At 65.5% G+C, this 18006-nt stretch carries 19 protein-coding genes; 7 read left to right on the top strand and 12 right to left on the bottom strand.

The features are described 5' to 3' along the window. Nucleotides 1-175: 175 nt before the first annotated feature. The 8 genes from AC1DYL_RS15645 to AC1DYL_RS15610 form a co-directional block, all read right to left on the bottom strand. Nucleotides 176-535 (bottom strand): hypothetical protein, encoded by a 360-nt coding sequence (locus tag AC1DYL_RS15645; protein ID WP_477173868.1) that lies wholly within the window; start codon nucleotides 533-535, stop codon nucleotides 176-178. A gap of 25 nt (nucleotides 536-560) precedes the next feature. Beyond that, on the bottom strand, nucleotides 561-1142 hold the full coding sequence (locus AC1DYL_RS15640) for a YcxB family protein (protein WP_477173867.1): 582 nt from the start codon (nucleotides 1140-1142) through the stop codon (nucleotides 561-563). Nucleotides 1143-1187: 45 nt separating this feature from the next. Next, on the bottom strand, nucleotides 1188-3875 hold the full coding sequence (gene infB / locus AC1DYL_RS15635) for a translation initiation factor IF-2 (RefSeq protein WP_477173866.1): 2688 nt from the start codon (nucleotides 3873-3875) through the stop codon (nucleotides 1188-1190). 121 nt (nucleotides 3876-3996) lie between these two features. Continuing rightward, nucleotides 3997-4614 (bottom strand): RNA-binding protein, encoded by a 618-nt coding sequence (locus AC1DYL_RS15630; RefSeq protein ID WP_477151632.1) that lies wholly within the window; start codon nucleotides 4612-4614, stop codon nucleotides 3997-3999. 19 nt (nucleotides 4615-4633) lie between these two features. After that, a complete protein-coding gene (gene nusA, locus AC1DYL_RS15625; RefSeq protein ID WP_477151631.1) occupies nucleotides 4634-6232 on the bottom strand; it encodes a transcription termination factor NusA in 1599 nt (532 codons plus the stop codon). Further along, nucleotides 6233-6862: a ribosome maturation factor RimP gene (rimP, locus tag AC1DYL_RS15620; protein WP_477173865.1), complete on the bottom strand. Its 630-nt coding sequence runs from the start codon at nucleotides 6860-6862 to the stop codon at nucleotides 6233-6235. It abuts the gene before it with no gap. Nucleotides 6863-6987: 125 nt separating this feature from the next. Next, nucleotides 6988-7959 (bottom strand): ketopantoate reductase family protein, encoded by a 972-nt coding sequence (locus AC1DYL_RS15615; RefSeq protein WP_477173864.1) that lies wholly within the window; start codon nucleotides 7957-7959, stop codon nucleotides 6988-6990. Nucleotides 7960-8014: 55 nt separating this feature from the next. After that, the gene (locus tag AC1DYL_RS15610) at nucleotides 8015-8146 is read right to left on the bottom strand and encodes a hypothetical protein (protein WP_477173863.1); all 132 of its coding nucleotides are present in this window, start codon (nucleotides 8144-8146) and stop codon (nucleotides 8015-8017) included. On the opposite strand from AC1DYL_RS15610, the gene AC1DYL_RS15605 reads away from it, so the two are divergent. Next, entirely contained in the window at nucleotides 8145-9134 is a 990-nt protein-coding gene (locus AC1DYL_RS15605; RefSeq protein WP_477173862.1) for a potassium channel beta subunit family protein, read from the top strand. The genes AC1DYL_RS15610 and AC1DYL_RS15605 overlap by 2 nt on opposite strands. Nucleotides 9135-9190: 56 nt before the next feature. Here the strand turns inward: AC1DYL_RS15605 and AC1DYL_RS15600 are convergent, their stop codons facing one another. Next, nucleotides 9191-10765, bottom strand: coding sequence for an MFS transporter (locus AC1DYL_RS15600; protein WP_477173861.1), 1575 nt, complete (start codon nucleotides 10763-10765; stop codon nucleotides 9191-9193). A 244-nt stretch (nucleotides 10766-11009) separates the two neighbouring features. On the opposite strand from AC1DYL_RS15600, the gene AC1DYL_RS15595 reads away from it, so the two are divergent. Continuing rightward, nucleotides 11010-11432 (top strand): YciI family protein, encoded by a 423-nt coding sequence (locus AC1DYL_RS15595; RefSeq protein WP_477173860.1) that lies wholly within the window; start codon nucleotides 11010-11012, stop codon nucleotides 11430-11432. Here the strand turns inward: AC1DYL_RS15595 and AC1DYL_RS15590 are convergent. Beyond that, nucleotides 11429-11680: a hypothetical protein gene (locus AC1DYL_RS15590; RefSeq protein WP_477151625.1), complete on the bottom strand. Its 252-nt coding sequence runs from the start codon at nucleotides 11678-11680 to the stop codon at nucleotides 11429-11431. The genes AC1DYL_RS15595 and AC1DYL_RS15590 overlap by 4 nt on opposite strands. Nucleotides 11681-11876: 196 nt before the next feature. Between AC1DYL_RS15590 and AC1DYL_RS15585 the strand changes: the two genes are divergently transcribed. Next, on the top strand, nucleotides 11877-12935 hold the full coding sequence (locus AC1DYL_RS15585; RefSeq protein WP_477158494.1) for a LacI family DNA-binding transcriptional regulator: 1059 nt from the start codon (nucleotides 11877-11879) through the stop codon (nucleotides 12933-12935). A 42-nt stretch (nucleotides 12936-12977) separates the two neighbouring features. Continuing rightward, a complete protein-coding gene (locus tag AC1DYL_RS15580; protein ID WP_477173859.1) occupies nucleotides 12978-13259 on the top strand; it encodes a hypothetical protein in 282 nt (93 codons plus the stop codon). On the opposite strand, the gene AC1DYL_RS15575 is transcribed toward AC1DYL_RS15580, so the two are convergent. Beyond that, nucleotides 13256-13837, bottom strand: a complete 582-nt coding sequence (locus AC1DYL_RS15575) for a TetR/AcrR family transcriptional regulator (protein ID WP_477173858.1) — start codon at nucleotides 13835-13837, stop codon at nucleotides 13256-13258. The genes AC1DYL_RS15580 and AC1DYL_RS15575 overlap by 4 nt on opposite strands. An 85-nt stretch (nucleotides 13838-13922) precedes the next feature. Between AC1DYL_RS15575 and AC1DYL_RS15570 the strand changes: the two genes are divergently transcribed. Next, nucleotides 13923-14414: a cupin domain-containing protein gene (locus tag AC1DYL_RS15570; RefSeq protein ID WP_477173857.1), complete on the top strand. Its 492-nt coding sequence runs from the start codon at nucleotides 13923-13925 to the stop codon at nucleotides 14412-14414. A gap of 2 nt (nucleotides 14415-14416) precedes the next feature. On the opposite strand, the gene AC1DYL_RS15565 is transcribed toward AC1DYL_RS15570, so the two are convergent. Beyond that, complete coding sequence (locus AC1DYL_RS15565; RefSeq protein WP_477151620.1) at nucleotides 14417-16141, bottom strand: GGDEF domain-containing protein; 1725 nt, start codon at nucleotides 16139-16141, stop codon at nucleotides 14417-14419. A gap of 248 nt (nucleotides 16142-16389) precedes the next feature. Here AC1DYL_RS15565 and AC1DYL_RS15560 point away from each other — a divergent pair, with 248 nt between their 5' ends. Next, nucleotides 16390-16764, top strand: coding sequence for a YciI family protein (locus AC1DYL_RS15560; RefSeq protein ID WP_477151619.1), 375 nt, complete (start codon nucleotides 16390-16392; stop codon nucleotides 16762-16764). A gap of 10 nt (nucleotides 16765-16774) precedes the next feature. After that, nucleotides 16775-18004, top strand: coding sequence for an RNA polymerase sigma factor (locus tag AC1DYL_RS15555; protein ID WP_477173856.1), 1230 nt, complete (start codon nucleotides 16775-16777; stop codon nucleotides 18002-18004). Nucleotides 18005-18006: the final 2 nt, after the last annotated feature.

Below are 18006 nucleotides of genomic sequence, written 5' to 3'. Positions count from 1 at the left end.
ACCAGCAATTCGGGCAGGTGCGTGAACCGGTTAGGGGACGGCCTGATGCGACAGCCGGTCGATGTCCTCGCCGAACGCCGTCATGTCATCCCCGTCGGCAAACGCCGTAAGCGGCACGATCAACGCCTCGGGCGGCGCGGTGATAAGGACGTGGGACTTGCCTATGGCGACACGGCTAGAAACAGCCGCTGTTCGCGTCACCAAACGCCGCAAGTACGCGGTTGGCCGGATCGAACTCTACCTCAATGACGTAGACGACGTCGCAGGTAAGCGTCGAGAACCACTGCGGACGCACGGATTCTGATCGGGCGTAGCGGCCATCTGCTCCTGAGAACCCGGCCTCCGACAGGCGCTGCTCGACGTCCGCTCGCGACTCACCGGACAAGAATACCTGCGGCGTGAGCGACGCGCGGCACGGTCCGGGAGAACAATCCCCGGCTGCTTGGCGAATCAGGGCGTCGATTGGATCGACCTGACCAAACGCGGCGGACAGGAGGACGGCTGTGCCAATTGCGATCACGGCGATCGCCGCCACACGTTTCCTCAACTGGCTTCGCGGATCACGACGCCGACGCGCTGCCGGACTGCCTTGGCCCGACTTTGGCGCTTCCGTTGACGAATTCCAGAAACCGGTCGCGTTCATCCGAGTCGGGAAATGCGCGATTAGGAACCAGCAGGCCGCGCGCCCCGAAAGTAATGAAGACGCCTTCGTTGATGAGCTGGGCTGCCCTGACTGCCCGCCAATCCAGCCACTGCGAAGACAAGTCGTCGCTGAATGTGATGCCACGCTCATCGGCCGCAAGAGTTATCGTGCTCATGGGCTCAAGCCGGTGCAACCGTCGAACGAAATAGCCGAGGCACCAATTCCGAAGGACCTTGGCCCACGCGTAATAGGCAGCGAACAGCAGGATCGGCATAGCCACCAGATGGGCTCCGGCCCATTGGTCTCCGATGTAGTCAGAAATCAGCGTTCCGATCACGATCGCTGCGGCGCAGTAAGGCACAAACGCCCACCTGACCAAGTAATCGAGCGGCCTCAGCACGCTGCTTGCCACGAGGCGATGCGCTGTCACCGTCTCCCGGTAGTCCGGCAAGTATTGAAACGACGCGCTCTGCACAGACACACCAAATGAATCGGGCACAGACTTGCATCTGTGCCCGAGCTTCAATCTGTGTGTAAAGGGGCCTTACAGCGAACGGACCACGCTCTCCACGCGGAAGCATTCGATGACGTCGCCGGCGCGGATGTCTTCGTAGTTTTCGAAGGCCATGCCGCATTCCTGGCCGACTGCGACTTCCTTCACTTCGTCCTTGAAGCGCTTGAGAGTCTTCAGCTTGCCTTCGTGGATCACGACGTTGTCGCGGAGCAGGCGCACACCAGCGCCGCGTTCGACGATGCCTTCGGTGACCTGGCAGCCGGCGACCTTGCCGACCTTGGTGATCTGGAAGACTTCCTTGATCGTGGCGTAGCCGATGAAGGTCTCGCGGCGTTCCGGCTTTAGGAGGCCCGACATCGCTGCCTTCACGTCATCCACGAGGTCGTAGATGATGTTGTAGTAGCGGATTTCGATGCCCTCGCGGGTGGCGAGATCGGAGGCCTGCTTGTTGGCGCGGACGTTGAAGCCGATGATGATGGCGTTCGAGGCCGAAGCCAGCGTCACGTCGGATTCGGTGATGGCGCCGACGCCGCTCATCAGGATCTGCGCCGACACTTCGTCGGTCGAGAGCTTGTTGAGCGAAGCGTTGATCGCTTCGACCGAGCCCTGCACGTCACCCTTTATGATCAGCGGGAACTTGGCGACGCCCGAGGCCTTGAGCTGATTCATCATCTGCTCGAGGCTGGTGGCACCACCGCCCGCGGTCTTCTCGCGGATCAGGCGCTGACGGTATTCGGTGACTTCACGGGCCCGCGCTTCGCTCTCGACCACCGAGAAGCGGTCGCCGGCCGACGGCACGCCGGTAAAGCCCAGCACTTCCACCGGAATGGACGGGCCGGCTTCCTTCACCTGGTCGCCCTGATCGTTGATCAGCGCACGGACGCGGGCGAACTCGGTGCCGGCGACGAGGATGTCGCCGATCGCCAAAGTGCCGCGCTGCACCAGCACCGTCGCCACCGCACCGCGGCCGCGATCGAGCTTGGCCTCGATGACCAGACCCTCGGCACGCCCATCGCGGGCCACCTTGAGCTCCAGCACTTCGGCCTGCAGCAGGATGGTTTCGAGCAGCTTGTCGAGGCCGGCCTTGGTGACCGCCGAGACTTCCACGTCGAGCACATCACCGCCCATCGATTCGACGAACACTTCGTGCTGCAGCAGTTCGGTGCGAACGCGCTGCGGATTGGCACTCGGCTTGTCCATCTTGTTGATGGCCACGATGATCGGAACCCCGGCCGCCTTGGCGTGCTTGATGGATTCGATCGTCTGCGGCATGACGCCGTCGTCGGCCGCCACCACCAGCACCGCGATATCCGTCGCCTGGGCGCCGCGGGCACGCATGGCGGTGAACGCCTCGTGGCCCGGGGTATCGAGGAAGGTGATCTTCTGGCCGTTCTTTTCGACCTGATAGGCACCGATATGCTGGGTGATGCCGCCCGCTTCACCGGAGACCACGTTGGTCTCGCGGATGGCGTCGAGCAGCGAAGTCTTGCCGTGGTCGACGTGGCCCATGATGGTCACGACCGGCGCGCGGTTGGTCAGGTCCTCGGCCTTGTCGTCGGCCGGGATGTCGTACAGACCCTCTTCCACGTCGGCGTCGGAGACGCGCTTGACGGTGTGGCCGAGTTCGGTGGCGATCAGTTCGGCAGTGTCGCTGTCGATGACGTCGGTGATCTTCACCATCTGGCCCTGGGCCATCAGGATCTTGATCACGTCGACCGCGCGTTCCGACATGCGGTTGGCCAGTTCCTGGACGGTGATCGCCTCGGGAATCGTCACTTCACGGCTGAGCTTGGGCGCCTGCTGCTGGTTGCGGCCCATCTTCTTGTCGCGGCGGCGGCGCATGGCGGCGAGGGACGGGCCCTTGTCGCGATCCGATTCCGAGCCGGCATTGGTGACGGTCAGGCGACCGCGGGCAAAGGCTTCCTCGCCGGCGCGGCGCGTCGGACGCTCGGGCGTTGCAGGGACGCGAGCGGCGCCACCACGACGAGCGTTCTCGAGCTCTGCGGCATTGACCAGCGGACGCGCTGCCGGGGCAGTGCGGGTCTTGCGGCCATCGGCCTCGGACGGCGGGGTCGGCGGCAGCTCGGCCACCGGGGTGACCGGACGGGCACCGGGAGTGGCCGCCGCACGGCGGGCCGGCGAAACGCGCGGCTCGCGAGAGACGGTCGAGATCTCGGCGACTTCCTCGAGGGCACGCTCGCCTTCGGCGGCACGAGCCTTAGCCTCTTCGGCGCGCTGAGCTTCCTCGCGGAGGGCGCGACGACGGGCGTCTTCCTCGTTGCGGCGAGCTTCCTCGGCGCGGGCGCGGGCTTCATCCTCGGCCTGGCGGCCGGCAGCTTCACGCAGCGCACGAGCGCGGGCATCGGCTTCGGTGGCGCTGAGGCCGGCACTCGGGCGCGGGCCGGAACCCGAACGGAGCGGCGGACGGCCCTGATTGGACTGGTACGGTCGATTGCCCGACGGCGCACCGGACGAAGCCGGGCGGCCCGAACCCTGGGACGGGGCGGCGCCACCACCACCCTGAGGCGGGCGGGGCGGGTGCGGGGTGTGCACCGGCGAGCCGGGCGGCACAAAGCGGGTGCGCTTCTCGACGACCACAGTGTTCCGCGACGAACGTGCCACATTGGGGCGTGCCCCCATCGAGGGGCCTCCCTTCAATGACAGCGTCTTCTTGCCGCCGGCACCAGAATCTTCGCGCTTGTCGTCGTTATCAGCCATGTAACTCGCGTCTTCCTTCACGAAACTTGCCCGAGAAAGCGCGGCTTCGCGCTCTCTGACCAAGTCCGATTGTAGGGCTCAGGGGGCGGCATAGCGCTGCTGCGCCGCTCAAACAACCCGTCTAGTTGGCGATGTAACGAGCCAATCTTTCAGCTCGTTGCACTGCCGCCTGGGCCGCGCCCCCCTTGATGAGCGCAGCATGTATCACATTTTCGATCCCGAGTGCCAAACCCATTTGGCCCGAATCGAGCAATTCGAAATGAGGGGTTAAAGCGGGCCCAAAACCTGCCTCTTCCGCCGCCATTGTGTAGCCCTTGAGCGAACCCAGGAGCTTGTTCCTGCCGTCCTCGGCCGCGTCCGTCGCGGTGAGGAGACCTTGCACTTCGCCCGCCTCGATCGCCGCCTTGACCTTCATCGAGCCGGTCACCAACTGCCCCGCTTTCTTGGCGAGACTGAGGGCGCTGAGAAAGCGCTCCTCGAGCCGGCGCCGGGTCAGTCCGGCAAGATCGTCGGGCACCTTCACCTCGGCCTTGAGGCTTTTGGCGAAGGCTTTCTTCTTCTGCGCCTCGGCCACGAACTTGTGGCCCAGGCTAATCCATACGCCGCGACCTTCGGCCTTGCCGTCGGTATCGGGCACCACCTCGCCGTCGGGAGAGACGGCGAAGCGGATGAGTTCGGCAATGGGCTTCACCTCACGGGTGAGGGCGCACTGCCTCTCGGTTTCTTCGCGACGCGGCACCGGGCTCTAAACCACCCGATTACGCGGGCGCCCCTTCCTCGAACTGCTCTTCGTCGGGCACGGCAAGATCGGCCTCGGTGATCCAGCCGGCCTTCAGGCGGGCTTGGAGGATCATCTCTTCGGCTTCTTCGCGCGACACGGGGAAGTCCTTGAAGGTGCCCTCGAACCGCTTGGTCTCGCCGTCCTTGCGTTCGGTCCAGCCGACGAGATCGTCGGCAGCGCAGCCCGCAAAGTCTTCGACGCTCTTGATGTCTTCCTTGCCCAGCGCGACGAGCATCGCCGCATTCAGGCCCGGGATCTCGTACAGCTCGTCAAGGACGCCGAGCTTGATGCGCTCGTCGTCGTTGGCCTTCTCGATCGCCGCCAGATAGTCGGTGGCGCGCTGCTGGATTTCGCCGGCGGTCTCTTCGTCGAAGCCCTGGATCGAGGCGATTTCGGACGCATCGATATAGGCAAGTTCCTCGACCGAGGAGAAGCCTTCGGAAGCCAGTAGTTGGGCAACCATCTCGTCAACATCAAGGGCCTGCATGAACAAAGCAGAGCGCTCGGTGAATTCCTTCTGGCGGCGCTCCGACTCTTCCTGCTCGGTGAGGATGTCGATATCCCAGCCGATCAGCTGCGAAGCGAGGCGCACGTTCTGGCCGCGACGGCCGATGGCGAGGCTGAGTTGCTCGTCCGGCACCACGACTTCGATGCGCTCGGCCTGCTCGTCGAGCACGACCTTGGCCACATCAGCCGGCTGCAGCGCCGAGACGACGAGGTCGGCAATCGATTCGGTCCACGGGATGATGTCGATCTTTTCGCCCTGCAGTTCAGCAACCACCGCCTGGACGCGCGAACCGCGCATACCGACGCAGGCGCCAACCGGGTCGATCGAGGAATCCGACGAGGTCACGGCGATCTTGGCGCGGCTGCCTGGATCGCGGGCGATCGAGCGGATGGTGATGATACCGTCGTAGATCTCCGGCACTTCCTGCATGAACAGCTTGGCCATGAACTGCGGATGGGTGCGGGAGAGGAAAATCTGCGGGCCGCGCTGCTCGCGGCGCACATCGTAGATATAGGCGCGGACGCGGTCGCCGTAGCGATAGAGCTCGCGCGGGATCAGTTCGTCGCGGCGGATGATGGCTTCGCCACGGCCGAGGTCGACGATCACGTTGCCGTATTCGACGCGCTTGACCGTGCCGTTGACGATCTCGCCGACGCGGTTGATGTACTCTTCATACATGCGGTCACGCTCGGCATCGCGCACCTTCTGCACGATGACCTGTTTCGCCGACTGGGCGGCGATGCGGCCGAACTCGATCGGCGGCAGCGGCTCGGTCAGGAAGTCGCCGAGCTTGGCGGCGTCGTTCTTCGTCTTGGCGTACTTGAGCTCGACCTGGCGCCCGGGTTCTTCCACCGCCTCGACCACCTCGAGCAGCCGCCACAGGCGCAACTCGCCGGTCTTGGGGTTGATCTCGGCGCGCACGTTGGTCTCGGCGCCGTAGCGGGTCTTGGCCGCCTTCTCGATCGCGTCCTGCATCGACTCGATGACGATCATGCGATCGATCGACTTCTCGCGGGCTACGGCATCAGCGATCTGGAGCAGCTCCAGGCGGTTCGCGCTAACGGCCATTTAGTTGGTCTCCTCAGTGGAAGCGTCTTCTTCGGATTCAGTAGGGATCTCGACGGTCTCGATTTCTTCGTCGTCGTCGATCGGAAATTCTTCCTGGTCGACCTGCGCGATATTCATCAGCGCATCGGTCATCACCAGCTTGGCTTCGGCCAACAGCATCAGCGGCAGCTTGAAGTCGGGGTCGGTGCCCTGGGGCACATCAGGCAGCGTGACGATGACGCTGTCGCCATCGACCGCCTTGATGATGCCGCGGAAGCGGCGGCGGCCATCGAGCAGGTCGGAAAGCTCGATCTTGGCCTCATGACCCACATAAGTGGCGAAATCACGGGCCCGCACCAGCGGCCGGTCGATACCGGGCGACGACACCTCGAGATGGTACTCGCGGTCGATCGGATCCTCGACATCGAGCACCGGTGAGACGTCTTTGCTCAGCCGCTCGCAGTCGGTGATGTTGAAGCGGCCGTTGCCGTCCTCGGCCATGATCTGCAGCGTCAGGCCGTTCTCCTGCGTCATCTTCACACGCACGAGGCTATAGCCGAGATCGTTGGCGACGGGCTCGACGATGCGGGCGATCCGCTGCTCGAGACCGGTCTCTTTGATGTAGCGCTTTTCGGTCAGATCGAAGGTCATGCCGCTCTTTTGGGCCTTTGGATAACAAAAAGAGCGGGGGCCGCTTCGGCACCCCACTCTCGCTTTAAGCCAGAGATGTTGTTGGCGTTCATATAGCGCCGATGACGGATCGGTGCAAGGGCGGGCTAGACACCCAGCCGCGCCCGCAACTCGGCCTCGGTCATGCTCCCGGGTTTCGCACTCTTCTCCACCAGCTCTCGACCGACGGCGACGAGCCCGGCATTGAGCGGAGTGGGCACGCCATGCAGGCGGCCGAGCAGCACGATCTCGCCGTTGAGATAGTCGGTCTCGATGCTGCCGGTGGCGCGCTTCAGGCTTTGGATCGACGAACCGCCGGTGCGGGTCACGCCGTCGACGGCGCCCATTTCCATTAGGCCCTTGCGGCGCGGGTCGGCGTTGCCGACCGCCACCCAGTCGATTCCCGCCGCCCTGTAGACGGCCTCCGCCTCGGCCTGGATCGCGTCCATCAACGGCCCCGAGCGGCTGCCATGCCCGAGCGCCGCCTCGACCACGTTGCCGAGGTTGTCGCGGAGCTTCCCGTACTTCGAGCGCATCACCTGCTCGAGCGGGAACGCGGCGAACCCCGCGCTGTCGAAGGCCGTGGCGATCGCAGCCACGTTGTCGTCGAGCCCATGCGGATAGCGGCCGAGATCGACGAGGCCGTATTTCGGCTGGCCGTAGCAGATGACTTCCCCGGGCGTCACGTAGTCGGCCGGCAGCATCACCGTCATGCCGTAGACATTGGGAAACAGCCGCAACGCCAGCCGCTCATTGTTGACGCCGTTCTGGGCGCAGACCACGGCCTGCGTGGTCGCGCCGGCCGCGCGCAACGCTTCGAGCGCCGCGGCCGTATCTTGACCCTTCATAGTGAGAAAGATCACGTCGTCAGGTCGAAATTCGAGCTCGGTGGGCGCGCCAACCACTGGAAAGTGCACCAGCTGGAACGTTGCCGTGGTGCGGAACATCAGGCCGCCACTGGCGCGGATTGCCTGCAGCATCCCGCCGCGCGCGATGCCGATTACCTCGTGACCCGCGCCGGCCAGCGCCGCAGCAAAGGTGCCGCCGATGGCGCCGACGCCATAGATGATGAATCGCATGTCGGTCTCCGATCGGGGAATAGGGACTGTGGCCGCTGCGCTCCCGCCCGACAAGTCAGACCATGGTGATGGCGAGGGTGCGGCGGAACTCTCGGTAATCCGTCATGCCGCCGTTGTATTCATCGGCAAGCGACGATAAAACGACCGCCTTCCTTCCGACGACCCCAACCACGGACATCGACATCATGGAATACCGCCGCCTCGGCAAGGCTGGCCTTCGGGTCAGTGAATTTTCATTTGGCGCCTGGGTGACCTTTGGCAAGCAGGTCGGCGAAGACGCCGCCGCCTCGATCATGGGTTACGCCTACGACAACGGCATCAACTTCTTCGACAATGCCGAAGGCTATGAGCAGGGCAACGCCGAGATCGTCATGGGCGAGGCGCTGAAGGCGCTGAACTGGAGCCGCGACAGCTATGCGGTGTCGTCCAAGGTGTTCTGGGGCGGCTCGAAGCCGACGCAGAAGGGCCTCAGCGCCAAGCACGTGACCGACGCGGCGCACGCGGCGCTGAAGCGCCTGCAGGTCGAGTATCTCGATCTCTATTTCTGCCACCGCCCGGACATCGACACGCCGATCGAAGAGACGGTGCGGGCGATGCACAACCTGATCACCCAGGGCAAGGTGCTCTACTGGGGCACCTCGGAATGGACGGCGCAGCAGCTGACCGAAGCCTATGCGATCGCCCGGCAGGAGCACCTGACACCGCCGACCATGGAGCAGCCGGAATACAACCTGTTCCGCCGCGAGAAGGTCGAGGCTGAGTTCCTCCCGCTCTACAGCCTGTTCGGCTTGGGCACGACGATCTGGTCGCCACTGGCTTCGGGCATCCTGACCGGCAAGTACAATGAGGGCATCCCGGCGGACAGCCGCATGAACCTGCCCGGCTACGAGTGGCTGAAGGCACGGCTCGACAGCGACAAGGGCCGCGCCGAACTGGCGAAGGTGAAGCAGTTGGCCAAGCTCGCCGATGAGCTCGGCATGCCGATCCACCACCTGGCACTGCTCTGGTGCAACGCCAACCCGAACGTGTCGACGGTGATCCTCGGCGCCTCCAAGCTCAGCCAGCTGAAGGACAACCTCAAGGCGCTCGACTCGAAGTCGAAGATGACGCCGGACGTGCTGGCCAAGATCGAAGAGATCATGGGCAACAAGCCGGCAGCGCCGCAGCGCTACTGAGTTGATCGGCGGCGGGGTTCACGTACCCAGCGCTTCTCCCGCCGCCGATCCGACCGTCATTGGGCAGCAGCCAGACGGTCTTCCGTGTCCGCCTCGGGCGGAGTGCCGTGGGCGCCGGAATTGGCGCCGAGTGGTTTGACGCCACGCAGCGCGGTCAGCGCGACGATGGCGATGAGGACGAAGATGCCGGCCTCGACCCCGGCGACGAGCCGCATCGACAGCACGAACGCCTGGTTGGCAGCGGCAATCAGCGACGCGCCATCGGGGAGGTTCGCGGCGACGGTGAAGGCACCGGCGAGGGTCTCCGAGGCGAGGCGGGCCTGTTCGGCGCTGAGATCGGCGGGGAGCGAGGCGGCCAGCGTGCCGCGATAGACCAGCGTGCCGAGGCTGCCGAGGGCGGCGATGCCCAACGCGAAGCCGAACTCCGACGAGGTCTCCTGCAGCGCCGCGGCGGCGCCGGCACGGGTCGGCTCGACAAAGCCCATCATGATGCCGGTGCCGAGCGTCACCATCGGCGCGCAGCCGAGGTTGAAGAGAGCGAAGCCGACGATCATCGCGGGGACGCCGAAGCTCTCGACGAACAGCACGACGATCAGCAGGCCCAGGATCGAGAGGCACATGCCGCCGGCGATCAGCCGACCCGGTCGGATGGTCTGCGCCAGCTTCGGCGCCAGCATGAAGCCGGCGATCATCAGCAAGATACTGGGCAGCCCGCAGAGCCCGGCCCAGAGCGGCGAGAGGCCGGCGACCAGCTGAAAATACTGCGCCATGAACACCATGAACGCGCCGGTGACGGTGACGAGGAACATGGCGCCGATCACCGCGGTGAAGGCGACGTTCTTGAACAGCTTCAACTCGACCAGCGGATGCGCCAGCGTCACCTGGCGGCGGGTGAAGATGACGCCGAGGATGAGCCCGACCGCGATGGCGGCGAATGTCGCGAGCGACACGTCGCCCTTTGCCAGCTCCTTGAGGCCATACACCACCGGCAGGATGGCACCCAGCGACAGCACCACGCTGAACAGGTCGAGCTTGCCGGCATGTGGCGCCTTATATTCGGGCAGCAGCGCCGGGGCGGTGGCGAGCAGCAGCAGCATCACCGGCACGCCGAGCAGGAACGGGGCGCCCCACCAGAAATGCTCGAGCATGACGCCGCCGACCAGCGGCCCGAGCAGCATGCCGCCCATGAAGCAGGTGAGCCAGATCGAGATGGCGAAGCCGCGCTGCCGTTCGTCGTGAAACATGTTGGTGATCAGTGCGAGGATCGATGGCGACAGCGTCGCCCCGGCAATGCCGAGGAGGCCGCGAGCCCCGATCAGCATCGGCGCGCTGGTCGAGAACGCGGCGAGCACCGAGGCAGCTGCGAAGGCCGCGCCGCCGAACATCAGCAGCTTCCGACGGCCGATCCGGTCGCCGATTGTCCCCATGGTGATCAGGAAGCCGGCCAGCATGAAACCGTAGATGTCGAGGATCCACAATTGCTGGGCGCTGTCGGCCTGCAGCGTCTCGCTAATCCGCGGCAGGGCGAGGAGGATGACTGAGACGTCGATGGAAATGAGCAGCGTGGGGAGCGCCAGCACGGCGAGGCCGGTCCATTCGCGGGCGGTGGCGCGCTTGATCTGGTCAGTCATGGCCGTTCCTTTCACTTAAGGACGGACTTAAGTATCAAGCGGAGATGCTTAAGTCAACGCTTTAGCGATGCGGCCAATGTCCACCATTGGTGCCGCGGTCTTTCAACCGGCCGCGCCTGCCGCAACAGCAGGCAGGACCGTGCGCTGGCGCATGCTGAGTTGGCGCAGGTGGGCCCTTGTTTGACCGTGCCTTTTCTTTTGACGCAGGATTGGGGGTACAGGCCACCAAACTGGGAGACCCCACATGCGCTACATGATCATCGTCAAAGGCAAGGAACCCTCGCCGCCGCCGAGCTCAGAACTGCTCGCCGCGATGGGCAAGCTCAACAAGGAGATGATCGACGCCGGCGTGTTGCTGGCGGGTGAGGGCCTGCAACCGTCGAAGACCGGCGCCAAGGTGGTCATGCAGGGCGGCAAGCTGGTGGTCAAGGATGGGCCGTTCACCGAGGCCAAGGAGTTGATCGGCGGCTTCTGGATCATCAAGGCCGACTCGCTCGACGAGGCCATCGGCTGGGTGAAGAAGATCCCGATGTGGGGTGAAGGCGAGGAGGTCGAGGTGCGCCGCGTCTCCGAGGTCGAGGACTTCGTCCACGACGAGGTCTCGGGCGAGACCCTCGATCGGGAGAAAGCGCAGCGCGAAAGCGGCGCCTGGCCGGAGCAACGTTAGGCGGGCAGCGCCGGCTTGCGATCGGTCGCTTCGGGGCAGTGGTGCCCCGAAGCCGAAGTGTCGGTGGCACGCCCCGTCGATCCGGACAGGCGGGCGGCGAGGCTGGAAAGCCGGCGCCACAGCGCTGGCTTTTCCCAGAGTCCGGCGTCGCGGTGCACTTCCCAGGGCTCCTCGCCCGACCGGCGGGCGAAATCCTCGCCCCAGTGCTGCTTGTAGGCATCCTTGTAGAGATAGCTGGCGGGAATCATCACAAGTCTCCTTTCGACTTGAACCGATTCAATCGGTCGGCGGATTGATCTTTTGAATCGGTTCAATGATACGCAGGCGAGCCTTCGAGTCAAGCAGAATTTGAACCGATACAAAAGCGTGCTATATGAGAAGGACTTGGGTACGATGCGAACAAGGCCGGGCAACGCGAGGCCCCGGCAAGCAGGAAAGGTTCGGATGGCACGCGATCTGGTGCGGTTGAGCGATGTGGCGAAAGCCGCGGGGGTTTCACAGGGAACGGCGTCCAACGTCTTCAGCCGGCCCGACCTGGTTCGCCCGGAAGTGCGCGAACGGGTGCAGCAGACCGCCCGCGATCTCGGCTATGCCGGTCCCGACCCACGCGGCCGCCTGTTGCGCGCCGGCAAGTCCAACGCCATCGGCGTCGCCACCGCCGAGCCGCTGTCCTATTTCTTCGACGATCCGTTCGCCCGTGTGCTGATGCAGGGGATCTCGGAAGCCTGCGACGAGCGCGGCGCCGGGCTGGCGCTGGTCTCGGCCCGCAACAGCGAGCGGCTCGCCTGGAATATCCAGAGCGCGCTGGTCGATGGCTTCGTGCTGCTCTGCATCGAGAACGGCGAGAAGCTGGTGGAGCTGACCCGCGAGCGGCAGCTGCCCTTTGTGGCGCTGGCGCTCGGCAAGCCCGACGAGACCATCTCCGCCATCGGCGTCGACGACTATGCCGGCGCCCAGATGGCGGCCCGGCACCTGGCGCAGCTCGGCCACCGCCGCTTCGGCGTCCTCGCCCTCGAGCTGGACGACCAGCACGAGGGGCCGGTCGGCGGCGCCGAGATTGCGGCGGCCACCTATTCCACCTCACGCGACCGCGCCTACGGCTATTTCGAGGAACTGGCGCTCTACGGCGTCGATCGCGAGTCGATCCCGATCTACGAAACCCGCAGCACCGCTGACAGCGTGCGCCGCGGGCTCGACCACATCCTCGCGGGCCCCGAACGGCCGACCGCCATCCTCGCCATGTCCGACCGCGTGGCGATGTTCGCGCTGGAAATGCTGGCCGAACGCGGCATCAGCGTGCCCGGCGATATCTCGATCGTCGGCTTTGACGGCGTGCCGGAAGCCGCCATCGCCAAACCGCCGCTCACCACCGTCGTCCAGCCGATCGCCGAGATCGGCCGCCGCGCGGTAAAGACCATCCTCGAGCATGATGGCAGCGTGCATCGCGAAAGCCTGCCGCTCGAACTGATCGTCCGCCAAAGCACCGCCGCACCGCGCGCGTGATCGTGACTTGCGCCAGCGGCCCGGAGTCCCCAGATTCGCCCCATGCGCATCTTGCTTGCATCGCTCGCCGTCGTCGCCCTCAGTTCGGGGGCGCAAGCTTATTGCTATCCGCTGCATGACAGCGCCAAGGATGGCTATACCGGCAACGACCTGAAGCGCACCCTCTGCCTGCAGCAGGAGCTGGCGCAATCCACCGCAGAGCGGACCCTGCAGACGCAACTGGACGCCACGCTGAGCCGCATCCAGCGCGACCTGCAGCAGCAAAAGCTGGTTCAGCAGCAGTTGCAGTACGAAACCATGCTGTCGAAGCGGCTCTTCCCCTAAGCGCGTTCGGCTGCGCTCACCCAGTCCATCGCCAGCGCAATCGCCGCATCGTTTCCCAGCCCCGCCTGCCGGCGCAGCACCTGCCAGGTGTGAAAGCTGGTGACCGTTCGCAGCGCTGCCTCCAGCCGTGATGTCAGGGCCCGACCCTCGGACAAGATCTCGACGGTGCGCCGGTTCTGCTCGATCCACCCCTTCACGATGAACTCGAACGAGGGCAGGTCCGGCGCGTCGCGGACCACCCGGCTGGTCATCTCCTCGGTCTCCTCGAACCAGGCATAAAGACTGGTGAGGGCCTGACGCAGCCGCGCTTCCGGATCGGAAGTCGCCGCCCAGCCGGCACGATCGGGCGGCGGATGGAGAGCCAGCCAGTGCCCCTGGCAGGCCCGCACCATGTCGGCTTCGTCGGGAAAGTGGTTGTACACGGTGAGGCGCTCGACCCCGGCGCGGCGCGCCACCTCGGCCACGGTGGTATGCCGCGGACCAACGGTGCGATGCAGCTCCACCGTCGCCTCGACGATCCGCCGCCGGGTTTCCGCCGCGGTTTCGGCGCGCTTGTTCTGCCGGTACGATCTATTCATTGATCAACATGTTTATCGAAATTGACTCAGGCCCGCAAGTGTGGCAATTGAATGAGCGGGGCGTACATTGAAATGGAGATCTGCCATGACCTATTTCGATCACCTGCTCGGCCCTGAGGCCGGCGATCGCGTGCAGCTGAGAGCGCTGGGTGTTCGCTTCATGCTCGACAGCGCCACGACCGGCGGTGGTTTCTCGCTGGTCGAGCATCCGCTGCCGCCGCGCTCGCTTGGCGCACCGCTGCATACTCACAGCCGCGAGGACGAATACTCCTTCATCCTCGAGGGCAAGATCGGGCTGCAACTGGGCGACGAGGTGCTGGAAGCCGGCCCGGGCGACCTGGTGCTGAAGCCCCGAGCCGTGCCGCACGCCTTCTGGAACGCCGGCGACGAACCCGCCCGGCTGCTCGAGATCATCTCGCCCGGCGGCTTCGAGGACTACTTCCGCGAGATGGCGGCCGTGCTCGGCAAACCCGAACTCGACCTCGGTGCAGCGGCGGAGATCTGGAGCCGCTACGGCATCGAGATGCATTTCGAGTCGATTCCGGTGCTCGTCGGCCGCTACGGCCTGACCGGCTGAGTTCACTCCGCGGCGGCGCGGGGGAACTCTTCCAGCTGCGCCGCGTCGTCGGCAGCCCGGTCCACGCGGAACGGTCGCAGCGGGGCTCTGACCACCTGGTTGCGGCCTGCTTGCTTGGCCTTGTAGAGCGCCTGGTCGGCGGCAACCAGCAGGTCGCTGACGCTCTGCGAGGTGTGCGGCAACGAGGCGACGCCGAACGACGCCGAGATGTCGGTGCCGTGCGTATTGCTCAGCTCCTCGATCCTCAACCGCAGCAGTTCCGCCTTGTCGGCAGCGCGTTCGAGCGGGCAATCGGGCAGGATCACCACGAGTTCTTCGCCACCGAAGCGGCAAACGATGTCGGTTTCCCGCAGTGATCCGGTGAGCGCCAGCGCCGTATCGCGCAGCACCTGGTCGCCGAAGCTGTGGCCGTGCTCGTCGTTGAGCCGCTTGAAGTGGTCGAGATCGACCATGATCAGCGAAATCTCGCGGTTCTCGCGCTCGGCCAGACGGACGAAGCGCTGCAGACAGTCTTCCATGTAGCGGCGGTTGTAGAGCCCGGTCAGCGGGTCGCGCAGCGCCTGGTTCCTGAGCTTTTCGCGCAGCGCCATATTGGCGAGCGCCAGGCTCATGCCATCGGCGAGGGCTGAGCCGAGCCCCGTTACCTGCTCCAGCCGCTCGACCGCGCTGATGCCCGAGGCGAACAGCTGCAGCAGCCCCACGATCTCGCCGCGGGCGATCATCGGAATCTCGAGGGTGGTTTCGGATCCCACGTGATGCGCGCAGCAGAGCTTGTTGCTGTCGCCGCGGTTGAAATGCGGCTTGCCGCGCTTCAGCGCCCAGCACGTGCCGGGATTGATGGTTTCGGGCAGCGCATCATGCTCGGCCCGCGCCCAGGTGGTCGACAGCACCAGCCGGTCGCGTGAGTTGTTGAACACGTAGAGTGCCCCCGAAAAGCCGGGCACCAGCTCGATCGCCGTGGCCTTCAGCACTGCATTGGCATCGGCATGGTCAGCGGCGCTCTGCAGCACATCCGCCATCTCGAACAGCCGCGCCACCTGCTCGCGCGAGCGATCCGCCGAGGCCACCGCCGCCGCACGGCCGTCGGCCTCCGAGGCGCTGGAGCGGAAGGCATAGAGCAGCCCGAGAATGGCCAGCAACCCGGCCCCCAGCTGCAACACCAGCACCAGCAGCGTACCCACCTGGATGCGCTCGTCATGGAGGGCGAGCCGCGCATCGGAAGCGCTCAGCACCCGGCCCACCTCGGTGCCGATGGCAGTGAGGGTCTCGCCGGTGTGGCGGCCGGTGAGCAGCGTCAACCCGGCCTGCCCGTTGCCCGCGGTCGCCAGTCCGATCGCTTCCGTCCAGTCGGCAACCAGCTGCTGCACCAGATCGGGGATCGGCTTGCCGGCGCTGACCGGCGCCACCTCGCCGAAGATATCGGCCTCGGGGCCGGCAAGGCGCGCCGCATGGGCCAGGTGCGTGCGCAGCGCCCCGGTCTCGCCGGTGAGAAAATGCATGGCATCGGCGTCGGCTTCGATGAGTGATTGGTACATCGAGCGCAGATGTTCGCCATGTACCCTCAGATCTGTGAGGATGCGCTGCTGCGTGCTGACATGGATGAAGCCGGCGATAGAGGTCACCACCAGCGTGACCACCAGCAGTACCGTTGCCAGCGACAACAGGCGCGAGCGGACACGGACGGGCAGTTCCGTCTGCTCACGCGCATGGCTCAGGCCGGCAAACATCGCTGGGAAAGCCCCCAAGGCTCCTGCATTCGGCTTCATGATGCCAAAGATCGGCGTTGTTGCGTTGTCCCATCCGGAGAAGCGCTTAGCGCGCGGTGAAGCGGTGTGGTGAAGCGGAGGGTTACGAAATCGCTAAAATGCGCTGCAGGTCGCCTGGGTTCGACAGAGGCGCAAAAATCTGGCTGAGTTTCTGTCGAAACACGGCATCGGCGTTCGATTAGCTGACAACATCCTGGGAGAACCCGAACATGCTGTACGTCTGTCTCGTCCATTTCGACGACAAGCAGGTCTTCGCCAACCTCGACGCCGCCGAGCGAAAGGCGCTCGATATCGACTCGATGGGCTACGACAAGGAACTGGCGCAGAGCGGCAACCTGGTGCGAGCCCAGGCGCTGCAGCCGCCGGAGACCGCGGTGCTCGTGAGGGTGCGCGACGGGAAGGTCTCTGCGACCGACGGGCCGTTTCTCGAGACCAAGGAACAGCTGGGCGGCTTCATCCTGATCGAAGCGCGCGACCTCAACGATGCCATCCGCATTGCCGGCGGCATTCCGCTGGCCAAATACGGCACCATCGAGGTGCGGCCGATCTACCATGTGCCACGCCACGACAAGGCCGACGGCTAGGCAGGGCGCGGTGGCCACCATCAACATCGAGACTGTCTGGCGCACCGAATCGCGCCGTGTGCTGGCGACGCTGATCCGGCTGCTGCGCGATTTCGATCGGGCCGAGGAGGCGCTGAACGACGCCTTTCTTGCCGCGGCAGAGCAATGGCCCCGCGACGGCATGCCGGCCAATCCACGGGCCTGGCTGGTGTCCGCCGGCCGTTTCAAGGCCATCGACCGGATCCGTCGCAAGGCCCGGTTCGACGTTGTCGCCGCCGAGCTGGCGCTTGAAGAGGAGGCGCAGATGGCGCCCGAGCCCGAGTCCATCGCCGATGACCAGTTGCGGCTGATCTTCGTGTGCTGCCACCCCGAGGTCCCTCCCGACGCGCAGATCGCCATGACCCTGCGCGAGACCTGCGGACTGCTGACGGAGGAGATCGCGGCGGCGTTTCTGGCCAAGCCCACCACCATCGCGCAGCGCATCGTGCGGGCGAAGAACCGCATCCGCGAGCTCGAGCTGCCCTACGAGGTGCCCGAGCCGCAGGACCTCGCAAAGCGGCTCGATGCGGTGCTGCGCACCATCTACCTCATCTTCAACGAGGGCTACGCGGCGAGCCACGGTGCCCAGTTGCTGCGCACCGACCTCTGCGCCGAGGCGATTCGGCTTGGCAGGCTGCTCATCGCGCTGCTGCCGGAACCCGATTCGGAGACCGAGGGGCTGCTGGCGCTAATGTTGCTGCAGCACTCCCGGCGCGACGCCCGAACCGATGCCGCCGGCGATCTCGTGCTGATTGCCGATCAGGATCGCCGGCTCTGGGACCGGGCCGAAATCGCCGAGGGCGTCGCGCTGGTCGAACGGGTCATGGCACGGCCGGAGCTGACCGCCTACGCGATCGAGGCGGCAATTGCCGCCGAGCATGCGACCGCGGCGAGTGCCGAGGCGACCGATTGGGATCAGGTCGTGCGGCTCTACGACCTCCTGGTACGAGCCGATGCCTCGCCGGTGGTTGCGCTGAACCGCGCCGTGGCGGTGGCCATGCGGGACGGGCCGGAGGCCGGGCTGCGCGAAATCGAGGTGATTCTCCAGGCTGGGGCTTTGCGGGAGTTCCGCTACCTGCACGCGACACGCGCCGACCTGCTGCGCCGGCTTGGCCGGAAGGACGAGGCGCGAGCGGCCTACATCGCGGCGCTGGAGCTGACGCACCAGGCCGCCGAGCAGCGGTTTCTCGAGGGGCGGCTCAAGGAGCTTTCGGTACAATAGGG

It is taken from the genome of Devosia sp. P1_H9, from assembly GCF_056405135.1.
Note: the sequence above shows the minus strand (reverse complement) of the source record. Positions and strands in the feature narration are given on the sequence as shown.